Origin of the sequence: Teichococcus vastitatis (assembly GCF_003604215.1) — a bacterium.
Lineage (GTDB): Bacteria > Pseudomonadota > Alphaproteobacteria > Acetobacterales > Acetobacteraceae > Pseudoroseomonas > Pseudoroseomonas vastitatis.
Genome location: NZ_QXGS01000002.1, coordinates 188871 through 205195, shown reverse-complemented (window position 1 = coordinate 205195; position 16325 = coordinate 188871). Strand labels below are relative to the sequence as shown.

Here is a 16325-nt window from a genome sequence, read left to right as displayed (position 1 = left end):
CGGGACGGCCCGGCCACGGGCCGGAGGGTGACGGGGGTCCGGGGATGGTTCATTCCCCCTGGCCGTTTCTCACGCAGAGTGTTTGTTCCCATGGCCAAGAAAACCGCCACCTCCGGCGCCCCCAGCCAGCGCATGCTTCGCGTGGCGGAGGAGGTGCGCCATGCCCTGTCCGCCGTGTTCCTGCGCGGCGAGCTGCATGACCCGGACCTGGATGGCCGCCACATCACCGTCACCGAGGTGCGCGCCTCGCCCGACCTGAAGCACATGACCTGCTTCGTCTCCGCCCTCGGCCGGGCTGTGACCCAGGAGGAGCTGAAGGGGCTGAGACGGGTGCAGCCCTATCTGCGCACCCAGGTGGCCCGCGCGGTGCGGCTGAAATTCGCTCCCGAGATGCATTTCCAGCCCGACACAGCGCTGGACTATGCCATGAAGATCGACGCGGTGATGCGCCGGCCGGAGGTCCAGCAGGATCTGCAGCCCTCTCCCGGTGGGGCGGCGGACGAGGACAAGGCTCCTTGAGCTCCCCCGACGCGGCGCCGCCCGACCGGGCGCCGGTGATCCGCACCGTCGCCATGCCGGCCGACACCAACCCGGCCGGCGACATCTTCGGCGGCTGGCTGATGGCGCAGATGGACATGGCGGCCGGCAACGCCGCCGCCCGCCGCGCGCGCGGCCGCTGCGCCACGGTCGCGGTGGAAGCGATGAGTTTTCATTCCCCGGTGCGGGTCGGGGACGAGGTCAGCCTCTATGCCGAGATCCTGTCCACCGGCCGCACCTCGCTGCGCATCAAGGTCGAGGCGTGGCGGCGGGAGCGGGAAAGCGACCACACCAACCGCGTGACCGAGGCGGTGTTCACCTTTGTCGCCCTGGATGCGACCGGGCGCCCGCGGCCCCTGCCGGCAGCCTGAGACACCCGCCGGGCAGACGCTCCGGGCGCCCGGTTTCGCTTCCCGGTTCGCGGGGCGCGCCTGCGGCGCACCGTAATCCGTTTGCGCCCTGCCGCCCCTGATCGTATGACGCCCCCCTTCCAGCCGGAAGGTCCAGGACACGCCGTTCCTGGCGGCACAGCATGACGGGGCGGCGCCCTTTCATGATGCACAACGTGAAGAGTTCCCGATGCCCCGCCCGAACCGCAAACCGAAGGGCCGTCCGCTGGATGGCTGGCTGATCGTCGACAAGCCCTCGGGCATCGGCTCGACCGATGTGGTGAACAAGCTGAAGCGGGCCTTCAACGCGCAGAAGGTCGGGCATGGCGGCACGCTCGATCCGCTGGCCACCGGCGTGCTGCCGATCGCCTTCGGCGCCGCCACCAAGATGGTGCCCTACGTCATGGACGGCACCAAGACCTACCGCTTCACCCTGCGCTTCGGCGAGGCCCGCGACACCGATGACGCCGAAGGGCAGGTGATCGAGACCAGCGATGCCCGCCCGACCGACGAGCAGATCCGCGCCGCACTGCCCGCCTTCATCGGCGACATCATGCAGGTGCCGCCGATCTTCTCGGCGCTGAAGATCAACGGCGTGCGGGCCTACGACCTGGCACGGGACGGCCAGATCCCGGACATGGCGGCGCGGCCGGCGCGGGTGGACCGGTTCGAGCTGGAATCGCGCCCCGACGCCGATACGGCGGTGTTCACCGTGCAGTCGGGCAAGGGCGTCTACATGCGCTCCCTGGCCCGCGACATCGCCCGCGCATCCGGCAGCGTCGGCCACATCGCCGTGCTGCGGCGCATGCGTGTCGGCCCCTTCCTGGAAGCCGAGGCGATTCCGCTGGACAAGCTGGTGGCTTCGGAGGATACACCGCCTCCTTCCCCGGATCTTCTGCTTCCCGTGACGACCGCGCTGGCCGACATCCCGGCTCTGGCCCTCACGGAAGCTGAAATCGCACGCCTCTCCTTCGGCCAGGCCATCTCGGTGGTGGAGCTGATGGGGCGGATCCCTGTGGACGCCGACCCTGAAGGGGGTCTCGCGCGGGCCATGGCGGGGGAGCGCCTGAAGGGACTCGTGCGCCTGGAATCCGGCATGGCCAAGCCGGAGCGGTGGCTCGGCCCGGGCGAAAAGACCCTCCTGCCCGTTGATCCTATCGGGGATGACGCGGCAAACTGAAAGGCAAAGTGCCGATGTCGACTGTGACCGCTGAGCGCCGCGCGGAGCTCATCAAGGAATACGCCACCAAGGAAGGCGACACGGGCAGCCCGGAGGTGCAGGTCGCCCTGCTGTCCGAGCGGATCTCCTCGCTGACCGAGCACCTGAAGACGCACCCCAAGGATTTCCATAGCCGCCGCGGCCTGCTGGTGCTGGTCGGACAGCGCCGTGGCCTGCTGGATTATGTGAAGCGCAAGAACCAGGCCCGCTACCAGAGCCTGATCGAGCGTCTCGGCCTGCGCCGCTGATCCTGGCCTGCTGACCCCGGTCTGCGCCAAAAAAATTGCGCCGGTTCCTGAAAAGGAGCCGGCGCTTTTTTTTGCGTGAATTCTGCTGCCTTGCGATGGCCTTTGCCTGCTTTGAGGGCAAATTCGCGCCGTTCACTGCCCGATCGGCAAGGCAGCCTGCCCGAACCTGCAGTTTCACCGCCAAATCAACGCGGTTGGGCGCTCCGCCGGCCTTGGCACGGGGATTGCTGCACCGCAGAAGCTGCTCATGCGAGCCTTGCTGCCGGCAGTAACGGTGATTGCGTCAGGCTTGAGGCAAAGCTAACGGGCAGGCAGGCGTTCGTGCCATGACAGGCATGCAGCGTCGCCACAGCTCAGGCGTCGCCAAAAATCGCGGGCAGGGGCTGGAACACGGATTGGGAGAAACAGTTTGATGACGCCCATGCGGCTTGCCACCCTCCGCACGCTCGGCGCGGCCTTTCTGGCCGGTGCCGTGGCGGCGCCGGCGATGGCGCAACAACCCGCACCCGCCGGCGGCGCTGCGGCGACGATGGACGCCGTGAAATCCCGCGGCACGCTCAGCTGCGGCGTGAACACCGGCTTGGCCGGCTTCGCCCAGCCGGATAGCCAGGGCCGCTGGACCGGCTTCGACGTGGATTACTGCCGCGCCCTGGCGGTGGCCCTGTTCAACGACCAGAGCAAGATCCGCTACGTGCCGACCACGGCGCAGGGCCGCTTCACGGCGCTGCAATCGGGCGAGATCGACGTGTTGCCGCGCAACACCACCGCGACCCTGTCGCGCGATACTTCGCTCGGCCTCGATTTCCCGGCAGTGAATTTCTATGACGGCCAGGGCTTCATGGTGAAGGCCAGCCTGGGCGTGTCCTCGGCCAAGGAGCTGAACGGCGCCACGGTCTGCGTGCAGCCCGGCACCACCACTGAGCAGAACCTGACCGATTGGGCCCGCGCCAACAGCATCCAGTTCACCCCCGTGGTGATCGAGCGGCTGGAGGAACTGGTCTCCGCCTATGTCGCTGGCCGCTGCGACGCCTACACCACCGACGTATCCGGCCTGGCGGCCACCCGTTCCGCCCAGCCGCAGCCGGCCGAGCACGTGATCCTGCCGGAAGTGATCTCCAAGGAGCCGCTCGGCCCGGCCGTGCGCCACGGCGACCAGCGCTGGTCCGACCTGGTGCGCTGGACCCACTATCTGCTGGTCGGCGCCGAGGAGTTCGGCATCACCTCCGCCAATGTTGAGCAGGCTGCGGCGAATGATGCCCGCCCCGAGGTGCAGCGCATGCTGGGCAAGAATGGCGGCCTTGGCGCCATGCTCGGCGTCGACGATGCCTGGGGCGTGCGGGTCATCAAGGCGATCGGCAATTACGGCGAGATGTTTGACCGCCACCTGAAGCCGATCGGCATCCAGCGCGGCCCGAACGCGCAGTGGACGCAGGGCGGCCAGCAATACGCGCAGCCCTTCCGGTAAGTCGGCATAGGCGCAAATCATGAAGCGGGCGGGACCCTGGTGGCCCCGCCCGGCAGTCGTGAACAAAGAAGAACGGGGCTTCACCAATGTCCGACACCGCCGCCGATCCCAGGCTGCTGCGTGCGCCGCCGAAGAAGGGGATCCGACTGTCCTGGGCCGATGAGAAGCTGCGCGGCATCGTCTGGCAGGTGCTGGTGGTCGGCGTCGTCGTCAGCATCCTCTGGTGGCTGGTCAGCAACACCTCCCACAACCTGGAAGTGCGCCGCATCGCCACGGGCTGGGGCTTCCTGAGCCGCGAGGCCGGGCTGCCGATCGGCGAGCATGTCATCGACTACAACCCCACCAACACCTATGCGCGGGCGCTGCTGGTCGGCGTGCTGAACACGCTGAAGGTGGCGGTGATCGGGATCCTCCTGGCCACGGTGTTCGGCACGCTGATCGGCATCGCCCGGTTGTCGAAGAACTGGCTGCTGTCGCGCATCGCGGCGACCTATATCGAGGTGATCCGCGACCTGCCGCTGCTGCTGCAGCTGTTGTTCTGGTACGCCATCCTGCAGGGCCTGCCGGCGCCGCGCCAGTCGCTGAACCCCGTGACCGGCGTGTTTCTGTCCAATCGCGGCCTGAAGCTGCCCTGGATCCAGTGGCAGGACGCGCACAGCTTCGCCCTGCTCGGCCTGGTGGCCGGCATCGTCGCCACGATCTTCTACGCCCGCGCCGCCCGCGCCAAGCAGATGGCGGACGGCCAGCCGCGCAAGGTGTGGCCGCTGGCGCTGGGATTGATCCTCGGCCTGCCGCTGCTGATCTGGGCCGGCCTCGGCGCCCCCTTCGCCGGCGACATCCCGGCGCTGCGCGGCTTCAACTTCCAGGGCGGCCTGACCATCACCCCGGAATATTTCGCGCTGCTGCTCGGTCTAGTGATGTACACCGCCGCCTTCATCGCCGAGATCGTCCGCGCCGGCATCCAGTCGGTCGCCCGGGGTCAATGGGAAGCGGCCGAGGCCCTCGGCCTGCAGCGCGGCCGCATCATGCGGCTGATCGTGCTGCCGCAGGCGCTGCGCGTGATCATCCCGCCGATGACCAGCCAGTACCTGAACCTGACCAAGAACTCCTCGCTGGCGGTGGCCATCGGCTACCAGGACATCGTCTCGATCTCCAACACCACGCTGAACCAGACAGGGCAGGCGATCGAGGGCATCGCCATCATCATGGCGGTGTACCTGTCGATCAGCCTGTCGATCAGCCTGTTCATGAACTGGTACAATGCGCGCATCGCGCTGGTGGAACGGTGACGCCATGACCCCTGCCGCCCACCCTTCCCGCATTCCCGTCCAGGCGCCGTGCGCGCCGCAGGAGGGCTGACCCATGGCCGAGATCGCTGCCGAAGCCTCTGCCCCGCGTCCGCTGCAGGACGCCGTCATCGGCCCGCGCCGTCCGCCGCTGCTCGCGGTGGGGCCAGTGGCCTGGGCGAAGACCAATCTGTTCTCCTCCTGGCTGTCCACCGCCGTAACCCTGGCGCTGGGTTATCTGATCATTCGCTGGGCGATGGGCTTCATCGACTGGGCCTTCGTCAACGCCATCTGGTCGGTGCCAGTTACCAATGGCCAGGCGCAGACCCAGGCCTGCCGCGCGCTGAACGGCACCGGCGCCTGCTGGGCCGTGGTGACCGAGAAGCACCGCTTCATGCTGTTCGGCACCTATCCCTATGAGGAGCACTGGCGGCCGGCGCTGTGCGTGCTGCTGTTCATCGGCCTCTATATCGTTTCCGCCATGCGCCGCTTCTGGCGCAAGGAGCTGGCGCTGATCTGGATCGGCACGCTGGCGCTGATCGGCCTGCTGATGTGGGGCGGCGTGTTCGGCCTGTCCTATGTGCCGCAGGAGCGCTGGGGCGGCCTGGTGATCACCCTGATCCTGTCTACCTTCGGCATCGCGCTGGCTTTTCCGCTGTCGATCCTGGTGGCGCTGGGCCGGCGCTCGCGGCTGCCGGCGATCAAGACGCTCTGCATCCTCTATGTGGAGCTGATCCGCGGCGTGCCGCTGATCTCGCTGCTGTTCATGGCCAGCGTGATGTTTCCGCTCTTCCTCCCGGAAGGCATCAACATCGACAAGCTGCTGCGCGCCCAGGTGGCCATCATCCTGTTCGCCGCCGCCTACCTCGCCGAGGTGGTGCGTGGCGGATTGCAGGCGCTGCCGCGCGGCCAGTACGAGGCGGCCGACGCGCTGGGCCTGGGATTCTGGCAGAAAACCGGCTTCATCATCCTGCCGCAGGCGCTGCGCCTGGTGATCCCGCCGCTGGTGAACACCTTCATCGGCATGTTCAAGGATACCTCGCTGGTGCTGATCATCGGCATCTTCGACCTGCTGACCGCCGGCAAGACCGCCATCGTGGAACCCGCCTGGCAGGGCTTCGGCATCGAGATCTACGTCACCATCGGCCTGATCTACTTCATCTTCTGCTTCGCCATGTCCCGCTACAGCCAGGGGCTGGAAGCGGAGCTGAACCAGCACCGCGTCCGCTGATGCCCCGCAACCCGAACATCCGCCGCGAAGGAACCACCCCATGAGCGCCACCATGGAACCGGCCGCGCACGTCTCCTCCGCCGTCCGCACCGATGCCCCGCCGGCCATTCTGCTGGACAAGGTGAACAAGTGGTACGGCGCCCTGCACGTGCTGCGCGACATCAACCTGTCCGTGGCACAAGGCGAGCGGGTGGTGGTCTGCGGTCCCTCGGGCTCCGGCAAATCCACCATGATCCGCTGCATCAACCGGCTGGAGCAGCACCAGGAAGGCCGCATCATCGTCGACAACATCGAGCTGTCCGACGACCTGCGCAGCCTGGATGCCATCCGCCGCGAGGTCGGCATGGTGTTCCAGTCCTTCAACCTGTTCCCGCACCTGACCATCCTGGAGAACTGCACCCTGGCGCCCATCTGGGTCCGCCGGATGCCGAAAAAGGAGGCCGAGGCGCTGGCCATGGACTACCTGACCCGGGTCAAGATCCCGGAGCAGGCCAACAAATATCCGGGCCAGCTGTCCGGCGGCCAGCAGCAGCGCGTCGCCATCGCCCGCGCGCTGTGCATGAAGCCCAAGATCATGCTGTTCGACGAGCCGACCTCGGCCCTCGACCCGGAGATGATCAAGGAGGTGCTCGACACCATGGTGATGCTGGCCGACACCGGCATGACCATGATCTGCGTCACGCACGAGATGGGCTTCGCCCGCCAAGTCGCCGATCGGGTGGTGTTCATGGACCGCGGCGAGATCGTCGAATCGGGCGTGCCCGAGCAATTGTTCAACGATCCGAAGACGGAGCGGCTGAAGACCTTCCTCAGCCAGATCCTGCGCGGCCACTGAAGCCGGTACGCGGGGGGCGGGGCGCGTCGGGGGGCCAGTCAGCCTTGGGGCTGCCGCCCGCCACGCATGTAGTGGCGCTCCGGCCGGTACCCGCCGGGGGACAGCCACAGCCGCAGCCGGCGGAACTGCCGGCCAACCACACGAACGATCCTGTCCGCCGGGGTGCCGGACGTCAGGGCGGCCATCCGCCCTGACGCCAGATCTGCGGGAGCCTGGAACTGTTCCGGCTGTGCCATGGCTCTTCCATCCTGTTTTGGAGGGATTTGTGTGAACCCATGAACCTCACGTTTTCGTAAGGACAGCCGTAGATTAGCTCACGATCGCGTGATTTCAACCGGAATTTGCAGTCTCGCAGCGTTTCATGTCCAGGGCACCGGCAGGGTGTCGCCGGCGATGTAGAGCGGGTGCCCCGGCTCCCCCGATGCGGTGACCTTCAGCGCCATGGGCCGTACCCCGGCCTCGCGCAGCAGCGCGGCCAGGGCCCGGCCGCGCTCGCGCAGCTTCTTCGGCGGCAGGCCCCAGGCGACGATCACCCGCTCCGCCCGGATGGACCATTCGCGGATCGCCGCGTCATTGCCGGGCCCGACCGGATCCTCGGCTTCCAGCAGCATGGCCGGCCGGGTGGCGCGCAGGGCGAAGCTGTTCAGCACCACCATGGCGCCGTATCCCCAGCGGCGAGTGAAGTCGCGGGCGCGGCGCACCGTGGGATCGTCCACCCGCTCGTCAGCGGTGGACGGGTTCATCATGATCCAGGCGATGAAGCCGGGCGAGCCGAACGGCTTGCCGTCCCAGCGCCGCTCCAGAAAGGTGCGGTAGCGGCCATCCTCCGAGAAGGCGGCGCGGCTGACCACGTCGTCCGACAGCGCCAGCCGCACCTTGCCTCCCGGATCGTGCCGGTCCTGCGGGCGCAGCGTTTCGGGAAACAGGTCGGTCATGACAACACTCCGGCAAGAACGGGAAGCCGCTGCCTGTTCCGCCCGCTGCTTGGTGGGGGCGCGGCCGCCCCAGGCTCAGCGGGCGCTGGCGCTGGCCTCGGAGCGGTGCGCGCCGACGCGGGTGGCCAGCGCCGCGGCCATGAACTCGTCCAGTTCGCCATCCAGCACCGCGTCGGGGTTGCCCTTCTCGACATTGGTGCGCAGATCCTTCACCAGCTGGTACGGGGCCAGCACATAGGAGCGGATCTGGTGGCCCCAGCCGATGTCGGTCTTGCCGGCCTCGGTGGCGGCGTTGACTTCCTCGCGCTTGCGCAGCTCCAGCTCGTAGAGCCGCGCCTTCAGCATATCCATGGCGATGACCCGGTTGCGGTGCTGCGACCGATCCTGGGTGGAAGCCGCCACGAGGCCGGTCGGGATATGGGTGAAACGCACGCCGGACTCCGTCTTGTTGACGTGCTGGCCGCCGGCGCCGGAAGCGCGGAAGGTGTCGGTGCGCAGATCGGCCGGGTTGATCTCGATCTCGATCTTATCGTCGATCACCGGAAACACGTAGACGCTGGCGAAGGAGGTCTGTCGCCGTGCCGCCGCGTCGAAGGGGGAGATGCGCACCAGGCGGTGCACGCCGCTCTCGGTCTTCAGCCAGCCATAAGCGTTGGGGCCGGACACCTGGATGGTGGCCGATTTGATGCCGGCCTGCTCGCCTTCGGATTCCTCGGTCAGCTGCACCTTGTAGCCGCGCTTCTCGGCCCAGCGCGTGTACATGCGCAGCAGCATCTGCGCCCAATCCTGCGCCTCGGTGCCGCCGGCGCCGGCATTCACCTCGATGAAGCAGTCGCGCATGTCGGCCTCGCCCGAGAGCAGGCTCTCGATCTCGCGCCGCTTGGCCTCGGCCGCGAAAGCCTTCAGGTCAGCCATGGCGGCGTTGACCGTGGCCTCGTCTCCCTCGGCCTCGCCCATCTCCACCAGTTCCAGCGCGTCGCGCACATTGCGCTCGAGCGCCCGCACGCCGTCGATCTGGTCAGCGAGGCGGGTGCGCTCGCGCATCACCGCCTGGGCCTCGTCGGGCTTTTCCCAGAGCGTCGGGTCCTCGGAGCGGGCATTCACCTCGTCCAGGCGGCGCACCGCCACGTCCCAGTCGAGGTGGCGGCGCAGCAGGGCGATGGAATCCTCGATCTGGCCGCGCAGGGCCTCGGCATCAGCTCGCATGTCGCACTCCATCACCCCGGGCCACCCCCAGGGGGCCCTCACCGCAGGCACCGATTGCAGCCGGCGCATCCCCGCCGCAAGGGGGTCCGCCGCCTCGCGGATCATCCACGGGCGGCGGCGGCGGGATTGCGGGGGATAACCTTCCCCCAGCCACCGAGTCCAGGGCCGGCTGCGGCCGCGATGGCGCGGCGCGCCGGTCCCCGCCGCTAAGGCCGCGCCCGCGTCTCCGGTCCGCCTTCCCTGTGACCGCTGCCGCGGTTCGAGGGCCCTGCCGGCGTCGGGGCGGGAAGGGCTGGCCGTGTTCCCCGGTCACGCCCCGCATCGCCGCAGCGGATGGACGAGAGGGCAGGCCCGGATCAGGGAATGCCCATCCGTTCCGTCATCGTCGCGGAAGCCCCGCTCCCCATTGCGTTCCCGGCAGCGGATGGCTGGCGAACGCGCCTGCAACTGTGCGCTTTCGGGCCGACGTAACGGAAGCGACACCGTAAGCGATGTGCGCCCGCTGAGACTCGTGCGGGCGCGGGCAGCCAGCCGCCATCGTGCTCCCGCGGATCTGCCTGGCAGGAGCCCCGATTGGTTTCTTCGCATTCCCTGACGCCTGCACCGCGCAACCGGCTGCTCGCCGCCCTCCCGCCCAGCAGCCTGTCCCGCATCTGGCCGGAGCTGAGGCCGGTGGAGCTGGTGTCCAAGGTCGTGCTGCATGAGCCAAATGCCCCGATCACGTCCATCTACTTCCCGGACGATGGCTACGTTTCCATGGTGGCCTACATGGAGGATGGCGACGCCGCCGAGGTCGGGCTGGTCGGCCCCGAGGGTCTGGTCGGCCTTCCCGTTCTGCTGGGAAGCGACCGCAGCACCATCGAGGCCCTGGTGCAATGCCCGGGCACGGCGTGGACCATGAGTGCCGATGCCCTGCGTGCTGCCGTGTCGGCCGATCCTGTCCTGCATTCCTTCACGCTGCGCTATGCCCTGGCCCATCTTGAGCAGGTCGCGCGGACGGCGGCCTGCAACAGCCGGCACCACACCCAGGAACGCCTCGCCCGCTGGCTGCTGATGGCCCATGACAGAACCAGCAACAACCAGTTCCCCATGACGCACGAGATCCTGTCCATGATGCTCGGCGTCCGCCGCGCCGGCATCACGGTGGCTGCGGGCCAGTTCCAGAAATCGGGCTTCATCCGGTATGAAAAGGGCAGGATCACGGTCACCGACCGCGCCGGCCTGGAGAGCGTCGCCTGCGAATGCTATGGCGTCCAGCGGCGCATCCATGAGCACCTGTTCTGTTCAAGGGCGGCGCCGGGCAGCGAGCAGTCCTAGCTATCGAGCCGGATCCCCAATTCGCGGATCAACGGCCGCCACAACCGGCTCTCGGCGGCCACGAAGCTGTTCAGCTCACCGGGTGACCAGGCGGCACTCTCGATGCCGAGGGCGCGCATGCGCTCCTGCATCGCGTCCGAGGCCACCGCGGCGCGCACCTCCTGGTTCAGCCGCTCGAGAATGGCGGACGGCGTGCCGGCGGGGGCGTGCATGGCCTGCCAGCCGAAGGCCACCGCCTCGGCAATGCCGAGTTCCCGCGCGGTGGGCACGGCCGGCGCCCGGGCCGAGCGGCGTTCCGACAGCACCACCAGGGCGCGCACCTTGCCTTCGCGGATAAAGGGAATGCCGGTGGCGCAGTCGATCAGCACGCTGTCGAGGGTGCCGGCCAGCAGGTCCTGCATCGCCGCCGGGCCGCCGCGATAGGGAATATGCGTCGCCTCGAAGCCGGCGCGGCGCTTCAGCATCTCCATCGCCAGGTGGTGCGGCGAGGCCACGGCCGGCGTGCCGTAATTCGGCGCCCGCTGCCGGGACAGGGCGACATAGGCCTTGAAGTCCGACACGCCTTCCGGCCGCACCACCAGAAACAGCGGAAAGCGGCCGATGAAGCCGGCGCCGGTCAGGTCGCGGTCCGGATCATAAGGCAGGCGGGCATAGAGCGCGGGGTTGTAGACCAGGTTGCCATTGTCGGAATGCAGCAGGGTGTAGCCATCCGCTGGGGCGCGGGCCACGGTTTCGCTGGCCAGCACGGCGCCGCCGCCGGGGCGGTTGTCCACCACCATGTTGTGGCCGAGGCGCGGCCCGATCTGGCCGGCGATCAGCCGGGCGAAGGTGTCGGACGGGCCTCCGGCCGGATAGCCCACCACCCAGCGTAGCGGATGGTCGGGCCAACTCGCCGGCGGCGGAGCGGAGGGCTGACCCTGCGCATGGGCGCCGCGCGGGCCGCCCCGCGCCAGCAGGGCACCACCGGCCGCCCCGAGAACCAGTCCACGTCGTCCAACCATGCCGTACCTTCTCCCGCTGGCCCGGCCAGGCCGGGTGCGGCGCATCATGCGTTGCAGGGCCGCCTCACGCCAGCGGCATCGCGGCGGCTCAGCGTGCCAATAGCCATACCCAAAAGGGCAGCGTGGCCATGGCGGCGATGTGCTGGGTGGTAATCATTGTCGCCATCAGCGGTGCGTCCCCGCCCATGGCGCGGGCCTGCACATAGGCGGTGGGCGCGGTGGGCTGCGCGATGAACAGGATCGCCACGGCCGCCGGGGCTGCGGCGAGCCCGGTGGCCAGCGCCAGGGCGGTGGCAATGGCCGGCATGACTAGAAGCTTCAGCACGGCGGTCAGGAACTGCGTCATCGGCTGCGCGGCGAGGGCCCGCGGCGTCAGCGCCGCGCCGACGCAGAGCAGCCCCACCGCCAGCGAACCCTGCGCCAGCGCCCGCAGCAATCCGTTCAGCCCCGGCGGCGGCCCACCCAGCAGCGACAGCGCCAGCCCGGCGAGGCAGGCCAGGATCAGCGGGTTGGTCAGGATCTGCCGCAGCACGCGCAGGGGATGCGGGCGGCGATCGCCGCCCAGGGCGAAGGCCACGGTGATGATGGTCTGCACGCAGGGCACGATCAGCCCGGTGGCGATGCCGCCCAGCGCGATGCCGGCGGAGCCCTGCGCCGCCCCGGCGATAGCGAAGGCGATCAGGTTGTTGTAGCGGATGCCGCCCTGCAGCACCGAGGTCATGGTGGCGTGGTTGTGGTGCAGCATCCGCGCCAGCCCGACCGACAGCGCCGTGCCCAGCAGCAGCGTGCCCCAGATGGTGCCGGCCAGCGCGCCGAGCGGCAGCGCGCGCACATCGGTGGCGCCGATCGAGGACACCAGCAGCGCCGGCAGCAGCACGGTGAAGACCAGCTTCTCCATCGCCGCCCAGGGCGTGGCGTCGGGCAGCATGCGCTGGCGCAGCAGCCAGCCCAGGCCGATCAGCCCGAAGATGGCGGTGAAGGCATCGGCCCAGGCGGCCATGGGCGGGCGGCTCCGGCGGTCAGCGGGCCAGCAGCGCCTTCAGCTCCGCCTGCGGGCGGGCGCCGAAATGGCTGATGCACTCGGCCGCCGCGACCGCGCCCCAGCGGCCGCATTCCGGCAGCGCGTGGCCCTGGGTCAGCGCCGCCAGGAAACCGGCGGCGTAGGCGTCGCCGGCCCCGGTGGTGTCCACCACCTCGGTCGGCACCGCGGCGACCGCATGCGTGTCGGCGCCGGACACAACCACGCTGCCCTGCTCGGAGCGGGTCAGGGCGGCCAGCTTCACGTCCCGGCGCACCGCCTCCATCGCTGCCTCGAAGCTGTCCGTCTCGTAGAGGCTCATGATCTCGGCCTCGTTGGCGAACAGGATATCGGTCTGCTGCGCCACGAAGGCGCGGAACGCCTCGCGGTGGCGGCCGACGCAGAACGGGTCGGACAGCGTCATGGACACCTGCCGGTTGTTCGCGTGCGCGATGGCGGCGGCGCGGCGGAAGGCGTTCTGCGCCTCCGGCGGGTCGAACAGGTAGCCTTCCATGTAGGTCACGGCGGCGGCGGCCACCATCGCCTCGTCCACGTCGGCCTCGCCGAAGGCGACGCAGGCGCCGAGAAAGGTGTTCATGGTGCGCTGGCCATCCGGCGTCACCAGGATCAGGCAGCGCGCCGTGGGTGCGCCGCCCCGGAGCTTCGGCGTCGGAAAGGCGACGCCGGCGGCCTGGATGTCGTGCGCGAACACCTCGCCCAGCGCATCCTCCGCCACCTTGCCGAGGAACCCGACCCGCGCGCCCATCGCCGCCGCCACGGCGCAGGTGTTGCCGGCCGACCCGCCGCTGCTTTCCACGCCCGGGCCCATCGCCGCATAGATCGCCTGCGCCCGTTCGGCATCGATCAGGGTCATGGCGCCGCGCTGCATGCCCTGGGCCGCCAGGAAGGCATCGTCCGCCCGCGCCTGCACGTCGAGAATGGCGTTGCCGATGCCGAGGATGTCGAGGGTGGGAGCAGCCATGAAAATACCGGAACCCTTTGCGATGTGGTCCCGGAGCGCCGCCGGAACGGCGACGCGATAGCAGCCGGCGCTCGGCACGGCAAAGGGGCGGGCCGGGACGCCGTGCCGCGCGGCTGCGGCCGGCATCGTGAAATGCGCCGGAAGATCCTGGAAATCCCGGCTTTCCCCGGCAAGCCCCGTTGTCGGTGCGGGGTGGCCCGTGATAGCCCATTCGCCTCGCAGCACGGCTTGCGCCGTTCCCGCGCATGCCCCTTTCTCAACCGCCGTGCCGATAAAGGGTGAGCCGATGTCCGTCTTTCGCCGCCGCCGCGAAGAGCCCGCATCCCACGCGCCGGGCGCCGAGAGTGAGGATGGCTTCGCACCGCCGACCACCGTTCCGGTGGCGCGCGATCCGGACCTCGCCGTGCCCCCGTTTCGCCCAGCGCCCAGCCAGGAGCCTGCCATGAACCTGCCGCCCAAGCCCAGCCAGCCGCCGATCGGTGTGGGATTGCCGCAGCGGCCGCCGGTGAATGCGGGCCTGCACGGCCAGGCGATGCACGCGCCGTCACCGCAGCCGGCGCCGAGCCTGCAGGCCCCGGCGATGAGCGACCGCCGCACCATGGTGGTGGGCAAGGGTATCAGCCTGCAGGGCACCGTCACCGATGCCGAGCGGCTGGTGGTGGAAGGCACCATCGAGAGCCAGATGATGCACGCCACCGAGCTATTCATCAGCCAGAGCGGCGTGTTCCGCGGCGAGGTCGAGGTGGAGGACGCCGAGATCATCGGCACCTTCGACGGCACCCTGACCGCACGCGGCAATCTGGTGATCCGCGGCACCGGCCGCGTGCTGGGCGTTGCCCGCTGCCGCCGTCTCCAGGTGGAGGATGGCGGCCAGCTGTCCGGCCGCATGGAGATGCTGACCGACGCTGCCCCGGCCCAGAGCTACCTGCCGGCGCCGGCCAGCCTCGGCGAGAACTGAGCCGCCACGCCAGCGCCCTGGCGCGGGCCCGCGGGCCCGCCGGCCCGCGCTCCATTCCCTCCCGACCCGGTGCACCATGCCGCCGCGTGCCCTGATCCTGGCTTCCCTGTTGGTTCTGGGCGCCTGCGCGCAACAGCAGCGGGTCGATCCGCAGGCGGTGCTGGAGGAGGTCCTGGCCAGCTACCGCACCAGCCTGGCCGGCCTGCAGCCGACCGCCGCACCCGCCATGCCCCGCCCGCAGGCGACGCCCGGCACCGTGTCCCAGCTGCTGGGCCAGTCGCCCGATGCGCTGCGCCGCTGGCTGGGCGAGCCGCGCCTGCGCCGGCGCGAGGGCGCGGCGCAGATCTGGCTGTACCAGACGCCGTTCTGCCATCTGGACGTGGTGCTGGACCGAGACGACGCGCCGAGCAGCCCGCTGCGCGTCAGCTATGCCGCGGCGCGCTCCTCCGGCACAGACCGGCAGACGGAAGCCAGCTGCCTGCAGGAATTGCAGCGCGGCGCCGGCAGCACCCGGTCGGATCTGGCCAGCCTGCCGGGCGCAGGCTGATCCACCCGCCTCCGCCACTGGCGGATCAGGCGCTCAGCACCCCCTGCCGCACCAGCGCCGCCTTCATCGGGCAGGTGCCCTGCGCGCCCCGCCAAGCCAGGTAGGCACCGGCGCCAAGCGCCAGCGCGGTCAGCACCGGGTTGGGCCGCGGCCGGGCGGCGGCGGCGGCCAGCACCAGCCCGGCCGCCACATAGCCGGCGCGCTCGGGCAGGCTCAGCTCACCGGCTTCCTGGGTAGCGGGCCAGTTCGGCGGGGTGGTCTGCAGGTCGGTGTTTGAAGAGCTCATCGGATATTCCTCGGGTTCTCGGGTGCAAACTCCCCGGCCCTGGGCGGGTTCCAGGCCGCGCGATTTGACAGCCCGCCGCCCCGCGTCGCATTCCGGCGGCGCACCGCACGAAAGAAGCCCCGCCATGCGCCCTTCCGGCCGCGCCGCCGATGCCCTCCGCACCCTGATCCTGGAACCCGGCGTCGCCCGCCATGCCGAGGGCTCCTGCCGCATCCGGCTGGGCGTAACCGAGGTGCTGTGCACCGCCAGCGTCGAGCCGCGCGTGCCGCCCTTCCTGCGCAACAAGGGCGAGGGCTGGATCAATGCGGAATACGGCATGCTGCCGCGCGCCACCCACACGCGGGGCGAGCGCGAGGCCGCCCGCGGCAAGCAATCCGGCCGCACCCAGGAGATCCAGCGGCTGATCGCCCGCAGCCTGCGCGCCGTGGTGGACCGCAAGGCGATGGGCGAGATGGCGATCACCGTGGATTGCGACGTGCTGACCGCCGATGGCGGCACGCGCTGCGCCGCCATCACCGGCGCCTGGGTGGCGCTGCACTACGCCTTCGAGCATTGCGTGCTGAAGAACGCCATCAAGCGCAACCCGCTGCAGGATCAGGTGGCCGCGGTGTCCTGCGGCCTCTGGAAGAACGAGCCGGTGCTCGACCTCGATTATGCCGAGGACAGCGCGGCCGGGGCGGACGCCAATTTCGTGCTGGCCGGCAAGGGCGGCATCGTCGAGGTGCAGGGCACGGCCGAGGGCGCCCCCTTCTCGGACGAGCAGTTCCTGCGGCTGCTGGCGCTGGCGCGCCAGGGCACGGAGCAGCTCTTCGCCGCGCAGCGCAAGGCGATCCACCGGTGAGCGCCACGGCAACGGGACGCCGCC

Annotated in this window: 19 protein-coding genes; 12 read left to right on the top strand and 7 right to left on the bottom strand. The window is 69.7% G+C overall.

The window, feature by feature from the left end; translation table 11 throughout:
• Positions 1–90 precede the first annotated feature (90 nt).
• From rbfA to D2K64_RS04635, 8 genes are all read left to right on the top strand, one after another.
• On the top strand, positions 91–519 hold the full coding sequence (gene rbfA, locus D2K64_RS04670; protein WP_120007049.1) for a 30S ribosome-binding factor RbfA: 429 nt from the start codon (positions 91–93) through the stop codon (positions 517–519).
• A 53-nt stretch (positions 520–572) separates the two neighbouring features.
• A complete protein-coding gene (locus tag D2K64_RS04665) occupies positions 573–908 on the top strand; it encodes an acyl-CoA thioesterase (protein WP_120007306.1) in 336 nt (111 codons plus the stop codon).
• Positions 909–1116: 208 nt separating this feature from the next.
• Positions 1117–2106 carry a tRNA pseudouridine(55) synthase TruB gene (truB, locus tag D2K64_RS04660; RefSeq protein WP_120007048.1) on the top strand — a complete coding sequence of 330 codons (990 nt, stop codon included), beginning with the start codon at positions 1117–1119 and terminating at the stop codon, positions 2104–2106.
• A gap of 14 nt (positions 2107–2120) precedes the next feature.
• Positions 2121–2393: a 30S ribosomal protein S15 gene (gene rpsO, locus D2K64_RS04655; protein ID WP_120007047.1), complete on the top strand. Its 273-nt coding sequence runs from the start codon at positions 2121–2123 to the stop codon at positions 2391–2393.
• A 412-nt stretch (positions 2394–2805) separates the two neighbouring features.
• Positions 2806–3858, top strand: a complete 1053-nt coding sequence (locus tag D2K64_RS04650) for an amino acid ABC transporter substrate-binding protein (protein WP_120007046.1) — start codon at positions 2806–2808, stop codon at positions 3856–3858.
• Between the two features lie 86 nt (positions 3859–3944).
• Complete coding sequence (locus D2K64_RS04645; protein ID WP_120007045.1) at positions 3945–5147, top strand: amino acid ABC transporter permease; 1203 nt, start codon at positions 3945–3947, stop codon at positions 5145–5147.
• A gap of 73 nt (positions 5148–5220) precedes the next feature.
• On the top strand, positions 5221–6375 hold the full coding sequence (locus tag D2K64_RS04640; protein WP_120007044.1) for an amino acid ABC transporter permease: 1155 nt from the start codon (positions 5221–5223) through the stop codon (positions 6373–6375).
• 40 nt (positions 6376–6415) lie between these two features.
• The gene (locus D2K64_RS04635; protein WP_120007043.1) at positions 6416–7210 is read left to right on the top strand and encodes an amino acid ABC transporter ATP-binding protein; all 795 of its coding nucleotides are present in this window, start codon (positions 6416–6418) and stop codon (positions 7208–7210) included.
• A 38-nt stretch (positions 7211–7248) separates the two neighbouring features.
• On the opposite strand, the gene D2K64_RS04630 is transcribed toward D2K64_RS04635, so the two are convergent.
• The 3 genes from D2K64_RS04630 to prfB all read right to left on the bottom strand — a co-directional run bounded on the left by D2K64_RS04630 (position 7249) and on the right by prfB (position 9351).
• Positions 7249–7446: a hypothetical protein gene (locus D2K64_RS04630; RefSeq protein ID WP_120007042.1), complete on the bottom strand. Its 198-nt coding sequence runs from the start codon at positions 7444–7446 to the stop codon at positions 7249–7251.
• A 123-nt stretch (positions 7447–7569) separates the two neighbouring features.
• On the bottom strand, positions 7570–8145 hold the full coding sequence (locus D2K64_RS04625) for a DUF1643 domain-containing protein (protein ID WP_120007041.1): 576 nt from the start codon (positions 8143–8145) through the stop codon (positions 7570–7572).
• 75 nt (positions 8146–8220) lie between these two features.
• Positions 8221–9351: a peptide chain release factor 2 gene (gene prfB, locus D2K64_RS04620; RefSeq protein ID WP_120007040.1), complete on the bottom strand. Its 1131-nt coding sequence runs from the start codon at positions 9349–9351 to the stop codon at positions 8221–8223.
• Positions 9352–9924: 573 nt separating this feature from the next.
• Between prfB and D2K64_RS04615 the strand changes: the two genes are divergently transcribed.
• On the top strand, positions 9925–10668 hold the full coding sequence (locus D2K64_RS04615; protein ID WP_120007039.1) for a Crp/Fnr family transcriptional regulator: 744 nt from the start codon (positions 9925–9927) through the stop codon (positions 10666–10668).
• Here the strand turns inward: D2K64_RS04615 and D2K64_RS04610 are convergent.
• The 3 genes from D2K64_RS04610 to D2K64_RS04600 form a co-directional block, all read right to left on the bottom strand.
• Complete coding sequence (locus tag D2K64_RS04610) at positions 10665–11669, bottom strand: Bug family tripartite tricarboxylate transporter substrate binding protein (RefSeq protein WP_120007038.1); 1005 nt, start codon at positions 11667–11669, stop codon at positions 10665–10667. The two genes, D2K64_RS04615 and D2K64_RS04610, sit on opposite strands and share 4 nt — an antisense overlap.
• 88 nt (positions 11670–11757) lie before the next feature.
• A complete protein-coding gene (locus D2K64_RS04605; RefSeq protein ID WP_120007037.1) occupies positions 11758–12669 on the bottom strand; it encodes an AEC family transporter in 912 nt (303 codons plus the stop codon).
• A 19-nt stretch (positions 12670–12688) separates the two neighbouring features.
• Entirely contained in the window at positions 12689–13669 is a 981-nt protein-coding gene (locus tag D2K64_RS04600) for an adenosine kinase (protein WP_120007305.1), read from the bottom strand.
• 286 nt (positions 13670–13955) lie between these two features.
• Between D2K64_RS04600 and D2K64_RS26120 the strand changes: the two genes are divergently transcribed.
• Entirely contained in the window at positions 13956–14627 is a 672-nt protein-coding gene (locus tag D2K64_RS26120; protein ID WP_370764348.1) for a bactofilin family protein, read from the top strand.
• 76 nt (positions 14628–14703) lie between these two features.
• Positions 14704–15174, top strand: a complete 471-nt coding sequence (locus D2K64_RS04590) for a hypothetical protein (RefSeq protein WP_120007036.1) — start codon at positions 14704–14706, stop codon at positions 15172–15174.
• Positions 15175–15199: 25 nt separating this feature from the next.
• Here the strand turns inward: D2K64_RS04590 and D2K64_RS04585 are convergent, their stop codons facing one another.
• A complete protein-coding gene (locus D2K64_RS04585) occupies positions 15200–15460 on the bottom strand; it encodes a hypothetical protein (RefSeq protein ID WP_202910477.1) in 261 nt (86 codons plus the stop codon).
• A 124-nt stretch (positions 15461–15584) separates the two neighbouring features.
• Here D2K64_RS04585 and rph point away from each other — a divergent pair, with 124 nt between their 5' ends.
• Positions 15585–16301, top strand: coding sequence for a ribonuclease PH (gene rph, locus D2K64_RS04580; RefSeq protein ID WP_120007035.1), 717 nt, complete (start codon positions 15585–15587; stop codon positions 16299–16301).
• Positions 16302–16325 lie beyond the last annotated feature (24 nt).

What these genes read in the sequence shown, in the direction of transcription:
- prfB (WP_120007040.1), bottom strand. Translation starts at nt 9,351, where the DNA reads ATGCGAGCTGATGCCGAGGCCCTGCGCGGCCAGATCGAGGATTCCATC.
- D2K64_RS04605 (WP_120007037.1), bottom strand. Translation starts at nt 12,669, where the DNA reads ATGGCCGCCTGGGCCGATGCCTTCACCGCCATCTTCGGGCTGATCGGC.
- D2K64_RS04625 (WP_120007041.1), bottom strand. Translation starts at nt 8,145, where the DNA reads ATGACCGACCTGTTTCCCGAAACGCTGCGCCCGCAGGACCGGCACGAT.
- D2K64_RS04585 (WP_202910477.1), bottom strand. Translation starts at nt 15,460, where the DNA reads ATGAGCTCTTCAAACACCGACCTGCAGACCACCCCGCCGAACTGGCCC.
- D2K64_RS04590 (WP_120007036.1), top strand. Translation starts at nt 14,704, where the DNA reads ATGCCGCCGCGTGCCCTGATCCTGGCTTCCCTGTTGGTTCTGGGCGCC.
- rpsO (WP_120007047.1), top strand. Translation starts at nt 2,121, where the DNA reads ATGTCGACTGTGACCGCTGAGCGCCGCGCGGAGCTCATCAAGGAATAC.
- rbfA (WP_120007049.1), top strand. Translation starts at nt 91, where the DNA reads ATGGCCAAGAAAACCGCCACCTCCGGCGCCCCCAGCCAGCGCATGCTT.
- D2K64_RS04665 (WP_120007306.1), top strand. Translation starts at nt 573, where the DNA reads ATGCCGGCCGACACCAACCCGGCCGGCGACATCTTCGGCGGCTGGCTG.
- D2K64_RS04640 (WP_120007044.1), top strand. Translation starts at nt 5,221, where the DNA reads ATGGCCGAGATCGCTGCCGAAGCCTCTGCCCCGCGTCCGCTGCAGGAC.
- D2K64_RS04650 (WP_120007046.1), top strand. Translation starts at nt 2,806, where the DNA reads ATGACGCCCATGCGGCTTGCCACCCTCCGCACGCTCGGCGCGGCCTTT.
- D2K64_RS04645 (WP_120007045.1), top strand. Translation starts at nt 3,945, where the DNA reads ATGTCCGACACCGCCGCCGATCCCAGGCTGCTGCGTGCGCCGCCGAAG.
- D2K64_RS04630 (WP_120007042.1), bottom strand. Translation starts at nt 7,446, where the DNA reads ATGGCACAGCCGGAACAGTTCCAGGCTCCCGCAGATCTGGCGTCAGGG.
- D2K64_RS04600 (WP_120007305.1), bottom strand. Translation starts at nt 13,669, where the DNA reads ATGGCTGCTCCCACCCTCGACATCCTCGGCATCGGCAACGCCATTCTC.
- rph (WP_120007035.1), top strand. Translation starts at nt 15,585, where the DNA reads ATGCGCCCTTCCGGCCGCGCCGCCGATGCCCTCCGCACCCTGATCCTG.
- D2K64_RS04635 (WP_120007043.1), top strand. Translation starts at nt 6,416, where the DNA reads ATGAGCGCCACCATGGAACCGGCCGCGCACGTCTCCTCCGCCGTCCGC.
- D2K64_RS04610 (WP_120007038.1), bottom strand. Translation starts at nt 11,669, where the DNA reads ATGGTTGGACGACGTGGACTGGTTCTCGGGGCGGCCGGTGGTGCCCTG.
- D2K64_RS26120 (WP_370764348.1), top strand. Translation starts at nt 13,956, where the DNA reads ATGTCCGTCTTTCGCCGCCGCCGCGAAGAGCCCGCATCCCACGCGCCG.
- truB (WP_120007048.1), top strand. Translation starts at nt 1,117, where the DNA reads ATGCCCCGCCCGAACCGCAAACCGAAGGGCCGTCCGCTGGATGGCTGG.